The organism is Sediminicola arcticus (genome assembly GCF_040566695.1).
Classification (GTDB): domain Bacteria; phylum Bacteroidota; class Bacteroidia; order Flavobacteriales; family Flavobacteriaceae; genus Sediminicola; species Sediminicola arcticus.
Genome location: NZ_JBEXAE010000002.1, coordinates 506,112 through 525,072, shown reverse-complemented (window position 1 = coordinate 525,072; position 18,961 = coordinate 506,112). Strand labels below are relative to the sequence as shown.

At 36.9% G+C, this 18,961-nt stretch carries 14 protein-coding genes and 1 pseudogene; 13 read left to right on the top strand and 2 right to left on the bottom strand.

Translation table 11 applies throughout. The features are described from left to right. Positions 1 to 37 precede the first annotated feature (37 nt). The 12 genes and pseudogenes from ABXZ36_RS06170 to ABXZ36_RS06115 all read left to right on the top strand — a co-directional run bounded on the left by ABXZ36_RS06170 (position 38) and on the right by ABXZ36_RS06115 (position 16,122). Positions 38 to 808, top strand: coding sequence for an RNA methyltransferase (locus ABXZ36_RS06170; RefSeq protein WP_435602160.1), 771 nt, complete (start codon positions 38 to 40; stop codon positions 806 to 808). A gap of 80 nt (positions 809 to 888) precedes the next feature. Further along, positions 889 to 2,121 carry a M48 family metallopeptidase gene (locus ABXZ36_RS06165; RefSeq protein ID WP_354614616.1) on the top strand — a complete coding sequence of 411 codons (1,233 nt, stop codon included), beginning with the start codon at positions 889 to 891 and terminating at the stop codon, positions 2,119 to 2,121. A 44-nt stretch (positions 2,122 to 2,165) separates the two neighbouring features. After that, positions 2,166 to 4,370 carry a RelA/SpoT family protein gene (locus tag ABXZ36_RS06160; protein WP_354614721.1) on the top strand — a complete coding sequence of 735 codons (2,205 nt, stop codon included), beginning with the start codon at positions 2,166 to 2,168 and terminating at the stop codon, positions 4,368 to 4,370. A gap of 41 nt (positions 4,371 to 4,411) precedes the next feature. Beyond that, the gene (locus tag ABXZ36_RS06155; protein ID WP_354614615.1) at positions 4,412 to 4,867 is read left to right on the top strand and encodes a Fur family transcriptional regulator; all 456 of its coding nucleotides are present in this window, start codon (positions 4,412 to 4,414) and stop codon (positions 4,865 to 4,867) included. Between the two features lie 14 nt (positions 4,868 to 4,881). Beyond that, positions 4,882 to 6,153 carry an adenylosuccinate synthase gene (locus ABXZ36_RS06150; RefSeq protein WP_354614614.1) on the top strand — a complete coding sequence of 424 codons (1,272 nt, stop codon included), beginning with the start codon at positions 4,882 to 4,884 and terminating at the stop codon, positions 6,151 to 6,153. Positions 6,154 to 6,284: 131 nt separating this feature from the next. Next, a pseudogene (locus tag ABXZ36_RS06145) lies at positions 6,285 to 7,859 on the top strand (OstA-like protein); the annotation flags it as partial. A gap of 461 nt (positions 7,860 to 8,320) precedes the next feature. Continuing rightward, complete coding sequence (locus ABXZ36_RS06140) at positions 8,321 to 9,499, top strand: aspartate aminotransferase family protein (RefSeq protein WP_354614613.1); 1,179 nt, start codon at positions 8,321 to 8,323, stop codon at positions 9,497 to 9,499. Positions 9,500 to 9,598: 99 nt separating this feature from the next. Beyond that, positions 9,599 to 10,996: a tetratricopeptide repeat protein gene (locus ABXZ36_RS06135; RefSeq protein WP_354614611.1), complete on the top strand. Its 1,398-nt coding sequence runs from the start codon at positions 9,599 to 9,601 to the stop codon at positions 10,994 to 10,996. Between the two features lie 31 nt (positions 10,997 to 11,027). Continuing rightward, on the top strand, positions 11,028 to 11,951 hold the full coding sequence (locus ABXZ36_RS06130) for a polyprenyl-phosphate transporter (RefSeq protein WP_354614610.1): 924 nt from the start codon (positions 11,028 to 11,030) through the stop codon (positions 11,949 to 11,951). 7 nt (positions 11,952 to 11,958) lie between these two features. After that, complete coding sequence (locus ABXZ36_RS06125) at positions 11,959 to 12,978, top strand: DUF368 domain-containing protein (protein WP_354614609.1); 1,020 nt, start codon at positions 11,959 to 11,961, stop codon at positions 12,976 to 12,978. Further along, complete coding sequence (locus tag ABXZ36_RS06120) at positions 12,950 to 13,705, top strand: shikimate dehydrogenase family protein (RefSeq protein ID WP_354614608.1); 756 nt, start codon at positions 12,950 to 12,952, stop codon at positions 13,703 to 13,705. Before ABXZ36_RS06125 ends, ABXZ36_RS06120 begins: the two co-directional genes overlap by 29 nt. A gap of 206 nt (positions 13,706 to 13,911) precedes the next feature. Beyond that, a complete protein-coding gene (locus ABXZ36_RS06115; protein ID WP_354614607.1) occupies positions 13,912 to 16,122 on the top strand; it encodes a DUF349 domain-containing protein in 2,211 nt (736 codons plus the stop codon). Positions 16,123 to 16,181: 59 nt separating this feature from the next. Here ABXZ36_RS06115 and ABXZ36_RS06110 read toward each other — a convergent pair whose 3' ends face one another. Further along, positions 16,182 to 17,447, bottom strand: a complete 1,266-nt coding sequence (locus ABXZ36_RS06110; protein ID WP_354614606.1) for a DEAD/DEAH box helicase — start codon at positions 17,445 to 17,447, stop codon at positions 16,182 to 16,184. A 145-nt stretch (positions 17,448 to 17,592) separates the two neighbouring features. Beyond that, positions 17,593 to 18,321: an NYN domain-containing protein gene (locus tag ABXZ36_RS06105; protein ID WP_354614605.1), complete on the bottom strand. Its 729-nt coding sequence runs from the start codon at positions 18,319 to 18,321 to the stop codon at positions 17,593 to 17,595. A 129-nt stretch (positions 18,322 to 18,450) separates the two neighbouring features. On the opposite strand from ABXZ36_RS06105, the gene ABXZ36_RS06100 reads away from it, so the two are divergent. Further along, positions 18,451 to 18,915: a nuclear transport factor 2 family protein gene (locus tag ABXZ36_RS06100; RefSeq protein WP_354614604.1), complete on the top strand. Its 465-nt coding sequence runs from the start codon at positions 18,451 to 18,453 to the stop codon at positions 18,913 to 18,915. Positions 18,916 to 18,961 lie beyond the last annotated feature (46 nt).

The window sequence follows — 18,961 nt, the reverse complement described above, 5'->3', positions numbered from 1 at the left end:
GGCAGAATACAAGTACATCAGCAGTTTACAAAACCCTATGATCAAGAAAGCATTAACGCTTAAGGAAAAATCCCGTGAGCGTAAAAAAATCGGCTGTTTTGTATTGGAAGGAGTTAGGGAACTACAACTGGCCGTAAAAGGCAATTATGAACTTGAAACAGTTTTCTTTTATGCCGATATTATTGCTAAGGAAGAGGTATTAGGCCTTTTAGGACAAGAGATAGACCATAAGGTTATAATTGAAATTTCTAAAGACATTTATCAAAAATTGGCCTACCGTGAAACTACGGAAGGGGTTGTGGCTATTGCTAAATCAAAATTACATTCCTTAGATTCACTTAAGTTCAGCAATAAAAAACCACTGATACTGGTAGCGGAAGCCCCCGAAAAACCAGGGAACATTGGTGCTTTGTTGCGTACTGCAGATGCAGCCAATTTAGATGCGGTCATTATTGCAAACCCCAAAGGGGATCTTTACAATCCAAATATCATTCGATCTAGTATTGGCTGTGTTTTTACCAATCAAATTGGCGTAGGCTCTACTGAGGAAGTTGTTGAGTTTCTCAAGTCAAATAATATTGCCATCTATTGCGCTGCCCTCACCGCTTCAGAAAAATACACTACCGTGAAATATACTGAAGCCTCAGCCATAGTAGTGGGAACAGAAGCTACTGGATTATCGTCTGAATGGCTCGAAAATGCTACCAAAAACATCATTATCCCGATGGAAGGTGAAATAGACTCTATGAATGTATCGGTCTCAGCGGCAATAGTTATATTTGAAGCAAAAAGACAAAGGGATTCCTAATAGTTAATTTTAAGGAAGTAGGACATTTTACAAAATAGCCCAAGCAACCCTGCCTCAAATTTCCTCCAAAACCCAATTAAATGAACAGTAGTATTTTATTTTATACCATCATTACCATTTTAAGCATTCAATTCTTATTGGAAACAATTTTGGATTATCTAAATTCAAAGAGATATCAAGATCCGGTACCCTCAGAATTAAACGACGTTTTTGAAGCCTCCGAATACGAAAAATCCCAGCGATACAAAAAAACCAATTATAAATTTGGGATGATTACCTCTACGTTTTCATTTTTACTCTCTATTGGATTCCTGATTTTTGGAGGATTCGAATGGATTGATTCTATGGCTAGGGGTATTTCTGAAAACCCTATTATCATTGCATTGGTTTTCTTTGGAATTATCATGATAGGGAGCGATCTTTTATCTACCCCCCTTTCATACTATCATACCTTTGTAATCGAGGAAAAATTTGGGTTTAATAAGAGTACCAGAAAATTATTTTTCCTTGATAAGCTAAAAGGATGGTTAATGACCATTATCCTTGGAGGTGGTATCTTGGCGTTAGTCATTTGGTTCTTTCAATGGGCAGGAACCAGTTTCTGGATATACACTTGGGGGGTAATAGCCTTGTTTTCCATTTTCATGAACATGTTCTATAGCAAACTGATTGTTCCCTTATTCAATAAACAGACCCCTTTAGAAGATGGCACTTTGAAAGAAAAATTAGAAACCTATGCCAAGAATGTAGGATTTGAACTTAAAAATATATTTGTGATAGATGGATCCAAGAGATCCACAAAAGCGAACGCTTACTTCTCTGGATTTGGAAAACAAAAAAGAGTAACACTCTATGATACATTGATTAATGATTTGGACGAGGACGAGATTGTAGCCGTATTGGCCCATGAGGTAGGTCATTACAAAAGAAAACATATCATTTTTAATCTTTTTGCCTCCCTTATGTTAACTGGAATTACCTTATTTATACTTTCCATTTTTATTAACAATCCACAGGTATCTTTAGCAATTGGTGTATCCCAACCAAGTTTCCATGCCGCATTGATTGGGTTTGGAATATTATACAGTCCTATTTCTGAAATTACGGGATTGATCATGAATTATCTATCAAGAAAGTTTGAATATGAGGCAGACAATTATGCTAAGGACACCTTCGCAGCCATGCCTTTGGTCTCCTCTCTAAAAAAGCTATCCAAAAATAGCTTAAGTAACCTTACCCCCCATCCAGCTTATGTGTTTATGCACTATTCACACCCTCCTTTGATCTCCAGAATTAGGAATTTAAAGGAATAAATTTTGTTGCTTGCTATTAAAGTTTGTCTTATTTTTAAAATATGATGACGGAAGCTGCTATTGAAAAAGAAAATAAGCAAATTGCCAAGCAATACAAGGAGTTATTGCGCATAAGCTATCAGAACCTATCTGTTGAAGATAAAAAATTAATACGTTCTGCATTTGATGTGGCCGTTGACGCCCATAAAGAACAACGGAGAAAATCTGGAGAGGCTTATATTTTTCATCCTATTGCCGTTGCAAAAATAATAGCATCCGAAATTGGCTTAGATGCCGTTTCGATTGCTTCTGCCTTGCTGCACGATGTAGTGGAAGACACTTCCTACACCTTAGCAGATATTGAGCGTCTTTTCGGGGAAACAGTTGCTCGTATTGTAGATGGGCTTACAAAAATTGCCCACCTTAAAAAGGACATGAATATCTCTCAACAAGCGGAGAACTTCAGAAAAATGTTGCTCACTTTGAATGATGATATAAGAGTAATCATCATAAAAATTGCGGACCGATACCACAATATGCTCACCATGGATTCCATGCCTGAGGATAAACAAGTCAAAATTGCTTCGGAGACCCTATATATTTACGCTCCATTAGCCCACAGGATAGGCCTTTATAATATAAAAACTGAACTTGAGGACCTCAGTCTCAAATATACAGAACCAGAAGTTTACAATGATGTCCTTGGAAAAATTGAAGAGACTAAAGACGAACAGATAGCTTATATAGATGCATTTTCTGGGGTTATTAGTAACTCCTTAGATAAGGAAGGGCTAAACTACCTTATAAAAGGACGGATGAAATCTATCTTTTCCATCCGTCGGAAAATGAAGATGCAAAATATCCCTTTTGATGAAATCTATGACAAATTTGCCATTAGGATCATCTATAAGTCCGATCGTCAGAACGAGAAATTTTTAGCATGGAAAATCTATTCCATAGTTACGGATCATTTCACCCCCAATCCAGTACGTTTACGGGATTGGATATCCTCCCCTAAGTCTACGGGTTATGAAGCCTTACACATTACCGTAATGGGACCAAAGGGAAAATGGGTAGAAGTGCAAATCCGCAGTGAAAGGATGCATGAGATTGCAGAAAAAGGCTATGCTGCCCATTTTAAGTACAAGCATGGGGACCAAAGGGAACAGGGGCTAGAAATGTGGCTGAATAGATTACAGGAAGCCCTTGAAAATGCCAACGCCAATGCTGTTGATTTTGTGGAGGAGTTTAAATTAAACCTCTATTCCAAAGAAATTTTTGTGTTCACACCGAAAGGAGAATTAAAATCGCTTCCCAAAGGTGCCACCCCTTTAGATTTTGCTTTTAATATACACACAGAGGTAGGAATGAAAACTCGTGGGGCAAAGGTAAACGGAAAATTAGTGCCACTAAACACCACGTTGCATAGTGGAGACCAAGTAGAGGTTATAACCTCAGAACAAGCAAAACCAAATCAAAGTTGGTTAGATTATGCTACAACAGCACGTGCAAGAGCCAAAATAAAATCTTCCCTTAAGGAAGAAAAGAAAACAATAGCTTTAGATGGCAAGGAAGTACTTAGAAGAAAACTTAAATCACAAAAAATATCCCTGAACGAGGACACCATTAATAAAATGGTCATCTTTTTTAAGTTAAAAACAAGTTTGGATCTTTTTTACAGAGTAGGAATTGGTGCCATCGATAATCAAATGCTGAAGGATTTCGCATCCTCCTACAGTAATGCCTTTATCAGTTTCTTTAAAAACAAGATTAGAAGGCACCATGTTCCAGAGGATATCAACAAGGACGAAATCACCTCCAAATATGATATACTAGTATTTGGTAAAGAAGAAGAAAAATTAACCTATAAACTTTCTCAATGCTGTAACCCAATCCCTGGAGATGATGTTTTTGGTTTTGTCAGTGTTAATGAAGGTATCAAGGTGCACAAAAAAAATTGCCCCAATGCCATTGCCCTTCAGTCCAATTATGCCTACAGGATTATTAGTGCCAAATGGATAGACAGCAGCCAAGAGGAATTTACGGCAGAAATTCAGCTCACGGGTATAGATGACCTTGGATTGGTTAGTGATGTCACTGAGATTATATCAGACAACATGCACGTAAACATGCGGAATCTTAATTTTAGTACGGATGGTGGCACGTTTTCAGGAAAAATAACAGTAGTGGTGAAAAACAACAGCATTCTCAAAAAATTAATTGAAAATTTAAAGCAGCTTAAGGGGATCGACAAAGTAAGCAGAATTTAAATTTTAGCTGTACATTTGCAGTTACATGCAGCAAACTCTTTATGGGCACTAACAAGAACCAAGAAATTGTAAAAAACGTTTTCACCACCTTTCTAGAGGAAAACGGACACAGAAAGACTCCAGAACGCTATGCTATACTTCAGGAAATCTATGAAAGTGAAGAACACTTTGATATAGAATCGCTCTATATCAACATGAAAAACAAAAATTATAGGGTAAGTAGAGCAACTCTTTACAATACCATAGAAATTTTATTGGATTGTAAGTTGGTACGTAAGCACCAATTCGGAAAAAATCAGGCTCAATACGAAAAATCATATTTTGATAGACAGCACGACCATGTTATACTTACCGATACTGGCGAGGTCATTGAGTTCTGCGATCCTCGAATACAAACTATCAAAAAAACCATAGAAGAAGTTTTCAATATTAAAATCAGTAATCATTCCTTGTACTTCTATGGTGTCAAGAATAAGGAAGAAATCTCAAACAATTAATCAATTTACAACTAATGGCAGTAGATTTACTACTAGGACTACAGTGGGGAGACGAGGGCAAGGGAAAAATCGTTGATGTACTCACAAAAGACTATGATATTATTGCGCGATTTCAGGGAGGTCCTAATGCGGGACATACTTTAGAATTTGATGGCATAAAGCATGTGTTGCATACTATCCCATCGGGTATTTTTCATGAAAATGCTATCAATATTGTGGGAAATGGGGTGGTTATAGACCCCGTTATCTTCAAAAAAGAACTTGAAAATCTTAAAAAATTTAATATCGATATAAAATCAAAGCTTTTTATCTCAAGAAAAGCACACTTGATTTTACCAACCCACCGCTTATTGGACGCAGCTTCTGAAACTGCTAAAGGAAAGGCTAAAATAGGATCTACCCTAAAAGGTATAGGTCCTACCTATATGGACAAGACTGGCCGTAACGGTATGCGTGTTGGCGACCTTGAATTTAGTGATTGGAAAGAAAAGTACAGGGCCCTTGCCAACAAGCATGAGGACATGATTGGATTTTACAATGTTGATATTCAGTACGATCTTAAGGAATTAGAAAATGATTTTTGGACGGCTGTTGAAGAATTGAAAGAACTGACTTTTATTGACAGCGAAGAAACCATATTCCAAGCACAAAGGGATAACAAGAAAATTTTAGCGGAAGGAGCTCAAGGTTCCTTATTGGATATTGATTTTGGAACCTACCCGTTTGTAACTTCCTCCAATACCACTGCCGCCGGTGCATGTACAGGATTAGGTATAGCCCCAAATAAAATTGGAAAGGTCTTTGGAATTTTCAAGGCCTATACCACTAGAGTGGGCAGCGGTCCGTTCCCAACCGAACTCTTCGATGAGGATGGAGCTACCATGGGTAGGGTAGGAAATGAATTTGGTGCTACAACAGGTAGGCCAAGAAGATGTGGATGGTTAGACTTGGTAGCCCTCAAGTATGCTGTTGAAATAAACGGTGTAACAGAGCTCATTATGATGAAAGCCGATGTTTTAAGCGGCTTCGAAACCTTAAAGGTTTGTACTGCTTACAATTATCAAGGCAAAACCATAACCCATTTACCTTATAACATAGAACCCGAAAATGTAACGCCTATCTATACAGAAATGAAAGGATGGGCTAAGGATTTGACCAAGATGAGCAAGGCAGAACAACTTCCGGCTACCTTGAATGATTATATCAATTTCTTGGAAAAGGAACTAGAAGTCCCCATTTCCATAGTTTCAGTAGGACCAGATAGAACACAAACTATAGTACGATAATAAAAAAGCCACTTTAAAGTGGCTTTTTTTAGTTTAGAGTAGTACTAATTCTATGCCAATCTTTAATATTCTCGGGTAAAATATTCTATTTTTGACCAAAATTTGACGCATTGCACAAACTTTTAATAGCCATAGGTCTCCTCTTTTTCATATCCACTGGAAGGTCGCAAAACCAAGCACCTCAAAAAAAGCAGATCAATATTGTATATGGAGCAAACTTTACCAAGGATGAGGCAAAATATCCAGGAGCCTCTATCTTTAGTAAGGATGACAGACAGGTGCAATTTGAACATCAAGGTGCTGTCCTATTTTGTGATGTGGCCATTTTCTATCAGAAGGAAAACAAGCTTAAGGCCATAAACAATGTTCGCCTGCAACAAGGGGATTCCATCACCATGACAAGCGGAAAGATAGATTACAATGGAAACCTAAAATTGGCCAAAGCCTATGAAAATGTAATTTTAACCAATTCTGATATGACCCTGAAAACGGATACACTCCGCTTCGACAGGGAAAACCAAGAGGCCTACTACCAAGATTTTGGAACAGTGGTAGACTCTGCCAATACGTTGACCAGTGAAGTGGGCAAATATTACATGGTGACCAAAAAGTACCAATTTTTGGAAAGGGTAAATATCAAAAATCCTGAATACACCATAGATTCTGAGCAGTTAGATTACTATACCACTTCCAAAAACGCTTACATGTATGGCCCTTCAACCATAATTGGGAAGGCCTACAAAATATATTGCGAACGGGGATATTACGACACTAGAATTGAAAGTGGTTATGGGATAAAGAATACTAGAATTGATTATAACGATAGAATTATAGAAGGTGATAGTGTGTATTTTGATAAGAAAACAGAATTCGCCTCTGCCACGAACAATATTAAAATAACCGATACAATAAATAAAGGGATATTGAGGGCACATTACGCTGAAGTATATAAGGCAAAAGATTCCGTTTTTGCTACTAGACGTGCCGTTTCTATAAGTGAAGTACAAAATGATTCCCTTTATATGCACGGGGATACTTTAATGATCACTGGGAAACCAGATGAAAGGATCTTAAGGGCCTTTCGGAATGCTAAATTTTACAAGACCGATCTAAGTGGAAAGTCAGATTCTATACATTTTTCACAAAAAACAGGCATTACCCAATTGATAACAAAACCTGTCATATGGAATGGTGAAAACCAGATGACAGGGGATAGCATTCATCTATTATCAGATTTAAAAACCGAAAAACTAGATTCCCTTAAAGTCCTAAATAATGCCTTTGTCATATCCTTGGACACCATAAGTAACGAGGGATATAACCAAGCAAAGGGCATGGATCTTTTTGGCAAATTCGAAGATAACAAATTGAAGATCATCGATTTGATTAAAAATACAGAGGTCATCTATTATATGTATAATGATGACCAAGAGCTCATTGGCATTAACAAAACCATTTGCAGCGCAATTAATATCGTCTTAGAAAATAACGAAATATCGGATATCACCTTTATTACAAACCCCGAAGGAGATATAAACCCAGAAAAAGATCTTCCTACCAATAGTCGTAAACTCAAGGGCTTTATTTGGCGTGGAGACGAACGAATAAGAACCAAGGATGATATTTTTGACGAAGACGACAACAACATTAAACTTGTAAAAATCAATGGCATTGACAGTCCCATTGATACAGATGCCCAACCCGAAACTGAAGAAACTCAACTGAGCCTAGCCGCAACTTATATAGCGAAAAAACCAGTAGTGACTGGACCACAGAAAAAGGAAACTAAACCTGTACAAAGTAAGGATAAAGAAAAAATAACGACTAAGGATCAGGTCGAAGAAAAAGATACGGTTCCAGTTGCTGTGGACAAAAAGACAAAAGGTCTTTACGCGGATATTGCGAGTGAAGACGGATTGTTTCCTGGGTATTATCTTGTAGCCAATGTTTTTGAATATTCGGAAAACTATAAGCAATTCATGCAAACCTTAACGGAAAGAGGCTTAGAACCTAAATGGTTTGTCCGTAAAAAAAACAAATACAATTATGTGTATTTGGCCCGATATGACACTAAAGAGGAGGCCGTTAAGGCACATGACACCCAATATTTTGGCCAATATTCCGATGAGACATGGATCTTAAGAGTGGTTGCCCAATAAGTTAGGTTATGAGAGATGATTTTTTTACATATCAGGCACAGACTACGCCCCATCCTTTGGCCATGGAAATTTCTCATGCCAAAGGCAGTTATGTTTATGACACTACAGGCAAGGCACATTTAGACTTCGTAGCGGGTGTTTCGGCCTGTAGTCTTGGTCATTGCCATCCTAAAGTGGTAAAAGCCGTCCAAGAACAAGTTGAGCAGTACATGCACGTAATGGTGTATGGGGAATACATCCAAAAACCAGCGGTGGAGTACGCTAAGTTATTAGCATCACACCTACCCTATCCCTTAGAAACAACCTATTTGGTGAACTCCGGGACAGAAGCAATAGAAGGGGCACTAAAATTAGCTAGAAGAGTTACTGGAAGATCACAAATTATATCGGCACATCATGCCTATCACGGGAATACTATGGGCAGTCTAAGTATTATGGGGTACGAGCCTCGAAAAAGTGTCTTTAGACCCCTGATTCCAGACGTATCATTTATTACCTTTAATATTCAGGAGGATCTTTTGAAGATCACCAATAAAACTGCTGCTGTTATTTTAGAAACAATACAAGGTGCTGCTGGATTTCTACAACCATTAAACGGCTATCTAAACAAGGTTAGGCAAAGATGCAATGAAACAGGAACCTTGCTTATCTTGGACGAAATACAGCCGGGATTTGGACGCACTGGTAAGCTCTTTGCTTTTGAAAACTACAATTGCATTCCTGATATCCTTGTCATAGGAAAAGGAATGGCTGGTGGACTTCCAGTGGGGGCCTTTGTAGCATCAAAAGAGATGATGGCGACCCTGCAAGACCAGCCCAAACTTGGTCATATAACAACTTTTGGTGGGAATCCCGTAATTGCAGCTGCATGCCTAGCCACCTTAAAAGAAATTACGGACACCAAGCTAATCTCAGACACCCTTAAAAAAGAGGCAATATTTAGAAGATTATTAAAACATAAACATATAAAGGCAATAAATGGTAAAGGTTTAATGCTTGCCATTATTCTTGAAAATGAAGAAATCACCAACCATGTAGTACTGACCTGTGCCAAAAAAGGATTGATTTTATTCTGGTTGCTTTTCGAACCTAAAGCCGTTCGCATTTCTCCTCCCTTAACCATATCAGAGGAAGAAATAGAGAAAGGATGCAACCTAATCCTTGATGTTTTAAACGATTACATATAATAAATTGTTAACTAATTTGTTAATAATAAAGGCCTTATTTGAAAAAATAAGGATATCAAAGCAGTAATTTTAGAAATGTAGTTTAACAAAAAAGTTTCTATGGCGTTAGATTCTAACGAAAGACCAGGACAACCGATTACTAAGTTTGAATCCATGTTAAAAACAGACGATGTCTATTTTTTTGATGCGGAAGATTTCGAGGACATCATACACCACTACCTAAACAACGGTAAAGTGGCCCTGGGAAAGAAGGCCATAAAAATTGGCCTACAGCAACATCCAGACTCTATTGAATTAAAGCTATTGGATGTGGAGGTGATGGTTTTCGAAAATCATTTGGAAGTTGCCGAAAGAATGCTAGATGAACTACAGTTGTTGGACAGCACCAATGAGGAAATCTATATTCAACGGGCGAACATCTATTCCAAAAAAGACAACCATGAAGCTGCTGTAATCCTGCTTCACAAAGCCTTAGAACTATCTGATGATGGTTTTGATATCCATGCCCTCTTAGGAATGGAGTACTTGTTCATGGACAACTTTCAACTGGCAAAAGAAAACTTCATGATGTGTGTATCCTTCGATCAAGAGGATTACTCTTCCCTTTACAATGTCATTTACTGTTTTGAGTTTATGGAAGATTATGATGGGGCCATATACTATCTAAACGATTATTTGGAAAAAAATCCTTATTGTGAGGTAGCTTGGCATCAATTAGGCAAACAATACATGGCTAAAAAGATGTTGAACGAAGCCTTAGCTTCTTTTGATTTTGCAATAATCTCTGACGATACTTTTATTGGTGCTTATTTCGAAAAGGGTAAGGTTTTGGAAAAATTGAGGCGTTATAATGAAGCCATAGAGAATTACGAAGCAACAATAACTATTGAAGATCCTACCTCGCATGCATACTTAAGAATAGGTAAGTGCCATGAAAAATTGCATAATGATGATTTAGCAAAACATTTTTTTTACCACACTGTACATGAAGACCCTTTATTGGATAAAGGATGGTTAGCCATTACAGATTTTTATTACAGAAAAAAAGACTATAAAAAAGCCTTGTATTATATAAACAAGGCCATTAATATAGATGAAGAGAATTCAGTTTATTGGAAAAAAAGTGCTAAAATCAATAAGGCTCTAGAAAATTATGATGAGGCAGATTTTGCCTATAAACAAGCCGTAGATCTAGGGAATTTTGAATTGGAAACCTGGCTTTCATGGACAGAAGTAGTCTTGCAATTAGATGACGCAGAATCTGCATTTCAAATATTGCAACAAGGTTTAGAATTTTATCCTGAAGAGGCAAAACTGTGGTATGCTGTAACTGGAGTTCACCTATTATTAAAAAAAACTGCCAAAGCAAAAATATCCTTTTCAAAAGCCATCAAATTAGACCTTGATACACTTTCTACTTTTAAAGCTAAATTTCCGCAATTCTATCCATTGGGTTGGATACAAGATATTATATCCGAAATAAAAAGGGCTTCTTGATAAAAAAGTTACTTTTGCTTTTTTATTCCCTATGAAAACTCGAAATTTTTTTTACTATTTTATTATAACACTAAAAGGAATGGCCATGGGTGCAGCAGATGTTGTGCCTGGAGTTTCAGGAGGTACTATAGCTTTTATTTCTGGAATATATGAGGAACTGATCACCTCTATCAACAATATAAACCTATCACTTTTCAAAACCTTAAGAAAGGAAGGAGTAAAGGCCTTTTGGACCCAGCTTAACGGTAATTTTTTGGTTGCTCTATTTCTTGGAATAGGTATAAGTGTGTTTTCTCTGGCGAAACTAATTAGCTGGTTATTGATCAACGAACCTGTGTTATTATGGTCCTTCTTTTTTGGATTGGTTATAGCCAGTGTATTTTTCGTCGGCAAGGCAATAGAAAAATGGAATTTAGGCACTATAACCATCTTTATCATTGGCGCTTTAGCCGCCTATTTTATTACAACCCTACCACCATCAGATCACACAGATAGTATTCTATTTTTATTTTTTTCAGGAGCATTGGCCGTATGTGCCATGATATTACCTGGAATATCCGGTGCATTTATCTTAGTTCTTTTAGGCTCATATAAAACCATCTTAGATGCAGTTCACGAGAGAGATATAACTATTGTTGCCACTGTAGGCTTTGGGGCCATTATAGGTCTTTTGAGTTTTGCTAAAATTTTAAAGTGGATGTTCAGCAATTATAAAAATATTACCTTATCCCTATTAACAGGATTTATTTTAGGTTCTTTAAACAAAATATGGCCTTGGAAAGAGGTGTTGGAAACCAAAACCTATGGGGATAAAATAATTGCTGTGAAGGAGGCAAACGTATCCCCTTTCTCCTTTGATGGCAATCCTCAATTATTATATGCTCTGGTACTAGGCATCTTTGGCTTTTCTCTTATTTTTATACTTGAAAAATTAGCCTCTAAAAAAGAAAATTAAAACGTACATGCGAGCTGAAAGGACATTTATGGATAAGATTTTTCTGATCATAAAAGGTCTTTTTATGGGTGCCGCAAATAAAGTGCCTGGAGTTTCAGGAGGAATTGTAGCGTTTGTTGCTGGCTTCTATGAGGAATTTATCTATTCCTTACAGAAAATTAACCTTAAAGCCTTTAGATTGATCCTCAATGGTCGATTTAAAAGTTTTTACAAATACGTGAATGGGCAATTTTTGTCCTTACTGATATTTGGCATGTTGGTGAGCTATTTCAGTATTTCAAAAATACTTGATTACTTTTTGGAAAAAAATGAGCTTTATGTATGGGCCGCCTTTTTTGGCATGATCCTAGGTTCTATATATTATATTTCTAAAGACTTTGGTCATTGGAACAAAAAAACAATCATCTCTGGAATATTAGGTCTTCTCATTGGCATTTCCATAAGCTTCCTTAATCCTGCAACCGAGAATGACAATCTCTTTTTTATATTCTTTTGTGGTATTATAAGTGTTTCTGGGATGACTCTTCCTGGTTTATCTGGCTCGTTTATACTTATTCTTCTAGGGAACTATGTCCTACTCTTAGTAGATTCTGTGAATGCCCTTTATGATACTTTTGCAGACCTTATGGAAGGTAATTTTAGCTTTGTGACCAATCCAAGGAGATTAAACACCCTGAAAATATTAACAGTCTTTACACTTGGTTCGGCCACAGGCTTGGTCACGTTATCCCACATTCTCAGTTATGTACTTAAGCATCACAAAAATATTACTACTGCTGTGATCATTGGTTTTATTACAGGTTCTTTAGGCGTAGTTTGGCCTTGGAAGAAAACAATATTAAAAACAGATGCTTTGGGCAATGCTCTCATAGATTCCAATGGAAATGAGGTCATTCTTAATTATGAACGTTTTATTCCAGATTTGGGTAGAATGGAATCTTGGTGGGCCATTTTTTATATGGTCATAGGGGCAGGTGTATTATTAGGATTAGAATGGTATGGAAGATACAGAAGTTATAAAAAATAGATTTGGGTTGGTAGGTAAAAACATTTCCTACTCCTTCTCCAAAGGGTATTTTACCCAAAAATTCTCAAGTTTGAACCTTGTCAATAATTCCTATGAAAATTTTGACCTACAACATATTACTGAATTTGAAGATCTTATCAAAAGCCAGAACGATCTCAAAGGGCTAAATGTAACCATTCCCTATAAAGAAGCCATAATACCATATCTTGACAAAGTTGATCACAAGGCTGCAAAAATTGGCGCAGTAAATACCATAAAATTCACAGAAGAAGGCCTTATTGGCTTTAATACGGATGTTTTTGGCTTTCAAGACTCCATAGAACCTCACTTAAAAAAACACCATAAGAAAGCCCTTATTTTAGGCACAGGGGGAGCCTCTAAAGCAGTAGCTTTTGTATTTAAAGAGTTGGGTATAGCATATACCTTTATATCTAGAAATCAGGGTTCAAATCAATTAAGCTATGAAGAACTCAATCAGTCGATTGTAGCAGAACATACAATTCTTGTTAATTGCACCCCTTTGGGCACCTCGCCCAATATTATGGATAAGCCCTCCTTGCCTTATGAATTTCTAACTGATAGGCATTTGCTTTTCGACCTGATATATAATCCAGAAAAAACAGCATTCTTAAAAGAAGGTGAAGCTCATGGTGCCCTCATCCTCAATGGCCATAAAATGTTGGCGATACAAGCCGAAAAAGCATGGGAAATTTGGAATTCCGAATAAAAACTAGGTAACTTGGCTTTACGAAGTTTTGGATATCTCTTTTCAAGAATGCAAATCAGAACCGTTTTATCACCTAATTGATTCCTTCCACCTCTTAAATACAGGATTAACTTCACTTTAAAGGTAGATTGATTAACTTTGTCAAAAACACGATTGTCACTATCTTACAATAGTGCAGTATCACATAACCGAAAAACATTCTAAAAATGTTAGAAGAAAAAGACGAGCAACTACAGGATAATGTAGGTGGAGATAAAAAATCAGAAACTACTGAAGTCTCATTGAGCTCAGAGAAAAGCACTGAAGTTCAAGAAAAAAAAGAAGAAAGCACTATTGAGGTTCCTCCAATGGAAAAAGAGCCCAAGGCCCCTAAGGCTGAGAAAAAGAATGCTGTTTCTTCTGATGAACATGAAGCGGCCATCGACAAGGCTCTTACTAAAGAAAAAGAATCTGAAGCTCCTATCGCAGAGAAAGAGGAGGATATTTCCAATTCCACTATAAAGGAGACTACAGTTTCGTCTTCTGAAAAAGAGAAAAAAGCTCCTGCCGATGATAAAGAAGAAGATTTACTGGAAGAAATAGATGAATCCAATGCAGAGGATGCAGAAGATGAAGACAATCGTGTTAGGCATCAAATTCCAATATTAGACTATCATTCCATGTCCATGGAAAATTTAGTTGGGGAGTTACAACGCTTGGTGAAGAACGAAAAAGTACAAGCCATCAAAAAACATATTGATGGCATCAAATATGAATTCGATTTAAAATTTCAGGATTTTATTGAACATAAAAAGGAAGAATATGTCAGTAATGGCGGATATGAAATTGACTTTAAATATAATTCAGTAACTAAAAGACAATTCAACGAGGTCTATACCGAATATCGGGAAAAGAGAGACCAATATTATAAAAGCCTAGAGCACAACCTAAAGGACAATCTAAACAAAAGACTGACCATTATAGAAGAACTTAAAGGTTTGGTCAATGTAGAAGAGGATATAAATACCACCTATAAAAATTTCAAAGATTTACAAGAGAGGTGGCGTACAGCAGGACCTATACCAAGAACCAACTACAATGATGTTTGGCGCACCTACCATCATCATATTGAAATATTTTATGATTTCCTTCATCTCAATAGGGAACTTCGCGACCTCGATTTCAAACATAATTTAGAAGAAAAGCTGCGATTAATAGGACGTGCTGAATCTTTGGCCAATGAACCCGATCTAAGCAACGCTTTTCAAGAACTACAAACCTTGCACAAGATCTGGAAGGAAGATGTTGGTCCTGTAGATAGGGAACATAGAGAACTAATATGGGAGGCATTCAGCAATGCAACCAAAGTTCTCCACCAGCGTAGACAAGACCATTACAAAGATATGGAAAAGGTCTATGAGGAAAACCTTGTGAAAAAAAATGAGATCATAGAATCCATAAATGGTATTGCCGGAAACATGGCCAACAACCATAAGGCGCTGCAGTTGCAAATGAAAAAAGTGGAAGAATTAAGAGATTCCTTTTTTAAAGCTGGGAAAGTACCACAAAAGGTGAATGAGCAAACTTGGGCCGCATTTAAAGAGGGTGTTCGTAATTTTAATAGAAACAAAAACGCCTATTACAAAAACCTTAAAAAAGACCAACAGGAAAACCTCGATAATAAAAGGGCTTTATTGGACCTTGCTGTATCCTTAAAGGATAGTGATGATTATGACACCACTACAGTCGAAATGAAGCGTATACAAAACGAATGGAAAAAAATAGGTCACGTTCCAAGAAAGTATTCTGACAAAATTTGGAATGAATTCAAAGATGCGTGTAATCACTACTTTGACCGTTTGCATTCTTTAAAAAATGTAGCACACAAAGAAGAGGAAGAAAATCTATCACTAAAAAATGCTTGTTTAGATAAATTAAAAGCTTTTGAACTCAGTGGGGACAAGCAAAAAGATTTAGCGAGTATTAAAGAATTCATTGCGGAATGGAAAACCTATGGAAGGGTTCCTTTCAATAAGAAAAATATAAATGTAAAATTCAATAAGATCTTGGATGCCCTTTTTAATAAATTGGACATTAACAGACAGGAGGCTGAATTGATGAAATACGGCAATAAAATTCAACAATTGGCAAGTGCCGATAATGAAAGAGCCATATACAACGAACGCACCTTCATAAGGAGAAAAATAACTGAAAGCAAAAGTGAAATCAATCAATTGGAAAATAATTTACAATTCTTTTCTAATGCCTCAGAAGACAGCCCAGTTGTTAAGGAGGTTATCAAGAATATAAACAATCACAAGGATGCGTTAAGCACCTGGAAGGCCAAACTTAAAAAGTTAAATATTCTAGAAAACAATTTAAATAAAGAAGCAGAAGAGGTAGAAATGGAAGAGAATGACACTCCTGAAAAGGAGTAGCAATCAATATTTTTTACTGGTATAAATAAAAACGGGACCAATTGGTCCCGTTTTTATATTTAAGAATTTCTATTTCCGCCAGATCTACTTTTAAATCTATTAGGCTTCTTATTCCCTGAGTCTTGTTTCGCTTTGGACCTTGGATTTCTTTGTCGCGGACCTCTATCATCCTCTTCATCCTTTTCGGGCTTACCACTTGGCTCAAAACCCTCCAAAACAGCACTGGGCAATTTCAAGCCCAATAATTTTTCTATCCCCCTTACATATTCCATCTCATCTTGGGACACTAAAGAAAGAGCTTCGCCACTGGCTCCTGCTCTACCAGTTCTTCCAATCCTATGTACGTAATCTTCCGGTACGTTAGGAAGTTCATAATTAATTACGTGTGGCAATAAGGGGATATCCAACCCACGTGCTGCAATATCAGTAGCAACCAATACCCTAACACTTCCCTTTTTAAAACCATCTAGTGCCTTTGTTCTGGCGCCTTGACTTTTATTTCCATGTATAGCGGCAGCGGTAATATCATTTTTGTTCAACTTTTCACTTAGCCTATTTGCACCGTGCTTGGTCCTTGTAAAAATAAGAACCTGCTGCCAGTCTCCCTCACCAATTAACTTAATAACCAATTCTGGTTTTCTACTTTTGTCAACGCGATACACTTGCTGGTCTACCTTTTCTGCAGTTGTATTCTCTGGAGTCGCCTCCACTAATACTGGATGGTGCAGGAATCCACCTGCCAATTTTTTAATTTCCTTCGAAAAAGTTGCCGAGAACAATAGATTTTGTCTCTTGGCTGGCATTAGGTTCAGTATTCTCTTAATATCCCTAAGGAAACCCATATCCAACATTCTATCAGCCTCATCCAAGACCAATATTTCAACACTTTTCAATGAAAGTGCCCCTTGGCCATGAAGATCTAATAAACGCCCTGGAGTGGCTACTAAAATATCAACTCCATTACGCAAGGTCGCGATTTGTGGTTTTGCATTGACACCACCAAATATAACGGCGGACCTAATGTCCAAAAACTCACTGTATTCCTTAACATTTTCATAAACTTGAGCCGCTAATTCTCTTGTTGGCGTAAGTATAAGTGTCCTTACAGGCCTTCTGCTTAATATAGGAGCCTGGGAAAGGATTTGTAATATAGGCAGCGTAAAACCTGCTGTTTTACCCGTTCCCGTTTGTGCGGAGGCCAAAACATCTTTTCTTTCTAATATTTGTGGTATTGCTTTTTCCTGAATTGGTGAAGGTGTGTTGTATCCTTTTTTGTCGACAGCTTTCAACAGGGCATCGGATAAGCCCAAAGATTTGAATGACATATAAATTGTTTAAGAAACGACCTTTTATTTATAGTCACCTCTATATGAAGCTGCAAAGGTACATCTAATTTATTCGATTCAATTTTATTATGACAATAACCTTAATTACCAAAGGAAGAGAGGTCTTAGATAGCAGTGCTTAATCCTATTTGTTCCTTACGTATACAAGTTTAAAGCGTGCATTGGGTTGGTCCCTATGATCTATTTCAAATTGGGATAATGACTTAAACAAAGGTGTCAGCTTTTCAAATCCGAAATTCCTAGCGTCAAAATTAGGTTGCTTTTTAAGGATTAAAGATCCTACATCGCCCATGAAAGCCCAACCATCTTCATCTGCGGCATCTGAGACTGAATTACGTAACAAACGCATAATCTTGGGGGTTATCTTGTCTACGTCTTGCTTTTTGGAATCTGACTGCCCGTCTTGTTTTTCAGTGTCCGTTTTAAGGATTTCCAAATATATAAACTTATCACAAGCTACTATGAACGGATCTGGAGTCTTCTTTTCTCCAATTCCATATACCTGCAATCCTGCCTCCCTTAATCTGGTGGCTAATTTGGTGAAATCACTGTCCGAAGAAACCAAACAGAAGCCATCTACCTTATTGGAGTATAAGATATCCATAGCGTCTATAATCATAGCGGAATCCGTAGCATTTTTACCTACAGTATACCCATATTGTTGAATAGGATTAATTGCATTCTCTAAAAGAATATTTTTCCATTTGGAAAGATGTGGCTTGGTCCAGTCACCATAAATCCTTTTTATAGTGGGCGTTCCGTACTTTGTAATTTCTTCCATCATCTCCTTTACATACTTTGAAGGAATGTTGTCGCCGTCTATCAATACAGCAAGTTTTGTGTCTTTTATCATACGATTTAAAGATACAATAATCTTATAGTATTTTTAACTCAAGCCAATCTATTTGTATATTGAACTATAATAGGGCACTTGTTTATTACTTGAAAAGATTTTCTAAAATACATTGTTATCCCATTTAAAATGAAAGAACGAATAGAACAATTTTATAAGGCGTTCAACAGTTTAGAGGCTGAAAACATGGTTTCTCTATATCATGAAGCTATTATTTTTGAAGACCCTGCTTTTGGTGTTTTAAAAGGTGAGCAGGTAAAAAACATGTGGAGAATGTTATGTGCATCCCAAAAAGGAAAAGAGTTTAAGGTTAAGGTATCTAAAATTGAAATTTCCGATGAAATCACAACAGCGACATGGGAGGCATTTTATGTTTTTAGTAAAACAGGAAGGGAAATACACAATACTATAAAAGCCGAATTTAGATTTAAAGATGGGAAAATCATTTCCCATAAAGATTCCTTTGATCTTTACCAATGGTCCATACAGGCTTTGGGTTTTAAGGGATATGTATTTGGATGGACTACTTTCTTTAAAAAGAAGCTTCAAAAACAGACCAACAAATTACTTTCAAATTATGCAAGCAAACTATGATTGGGGAGTACCTAAAGTCCAAAAAAAAAGCGAACCGTTTAAAGCT

Excerpts from the sequence above, each read along its gene's own strand:
- ABXZ36_RS06170 (WP_435602160.1), top strand. The coding sequence starts at position 38 with ATGATCAAGAAAGCATTAACGCTTAAGGAAAAATCCCGTGAGCGTAAA.
- ABXZ36_RS06165 (WP_354614616.1), top strand. The coding sequence starts at position 889 with ATGAACAGTAGTATTTTATTTTATACCATCATTACCATTTTAAGCATT.
- ABXZ36_RS06160 (WP_354614721.1), top strand. The coding sequence starts at position 2,166 with ATGACGGAAGCTGCTATTGAAAAAGAAAATAAGCAAATTGCCAAGCAA.
- ABXZ36_RS06155 (WP_354614615.1), top strand. The coding sequence starts at position 4,412 with ATGGGCACTAACAAGAACCAAGAAATTGTAAAAAACGTTTTCACCACC.
- ABXZ36_RS06150 (WP_354614614.1), top strand. The coding sequence starts at position 4,882 with ATGGCAGTAGATTTACTACTAGGACTACAGTGGGGAGACGAGGGCAAG.
- ABXZ36_RS06140 (WP_354614613.1), top strand. The coding sequence starts at position 8,321 with ATGAGAGATGATTTTTTTACATATCAGGCACAGACTACGCCCCATCCT.
- ABXZ36_RS06135 (WP_354614611.1), top strand. The coding sequence starts at position 9,599 with ATGGCGTTAGATTCTAACGAAAGACCAGGACAACCGATTACTAAGTTT.
- ABXZ36_RS06130 (WP_354614610.1), top strand. The coding sequence starts at position 11,028 with ATGAAAACTCGAAATTTTTTTTACTATTTTATTATAACACTAAAAGGA.
- ABXZ36_RS06125 (WP_354614609.1), top strand. The coding sequence starts at position 11,959 with ATGCGAGCTGAAAGGACATTTATGGATAAGATTTTTCTGATCATAAAA.
- ABXZ36_RS06120 (WP_354614608.1), top strand. The coding sequence starts at position 12,950 with ATGGAAGATACAGAAGTTATAAAAAATAGATTTGGGTTGGTAGGTAAA.
- ABXZ36_RS06115 (WP_354614607.1), top strand. The coding sequence starts at position 13,912 with ATGTTAGAAGAAAAAGACGAGCAACTACAGGATAATGTAGGTGGAGAT.
- ABXZ36_RS06110 (WP_354614606.1), bottom strand. The coding sequence starts at position 17,447 with ATGTCATTCAAATCTTTGGGCTTATCCGATGCCCTGTTGAAAGCTGTC.
- ABXZ36_RS06105 (WP_354614605.1), bottom strand. The coding sequence starts at position 18,321 with ATGATAAAAGACACAAAACTTGCTGTATTGATAGACGGCGACAACATT.
- ABXZ36_RS06100 (WP_354614604.1), top strand. The coding sequence starts at position 18,451 with ATGAAAGAACGAATAGAACAATTTTATAAGGCGTTCAACAGTTTAGAG.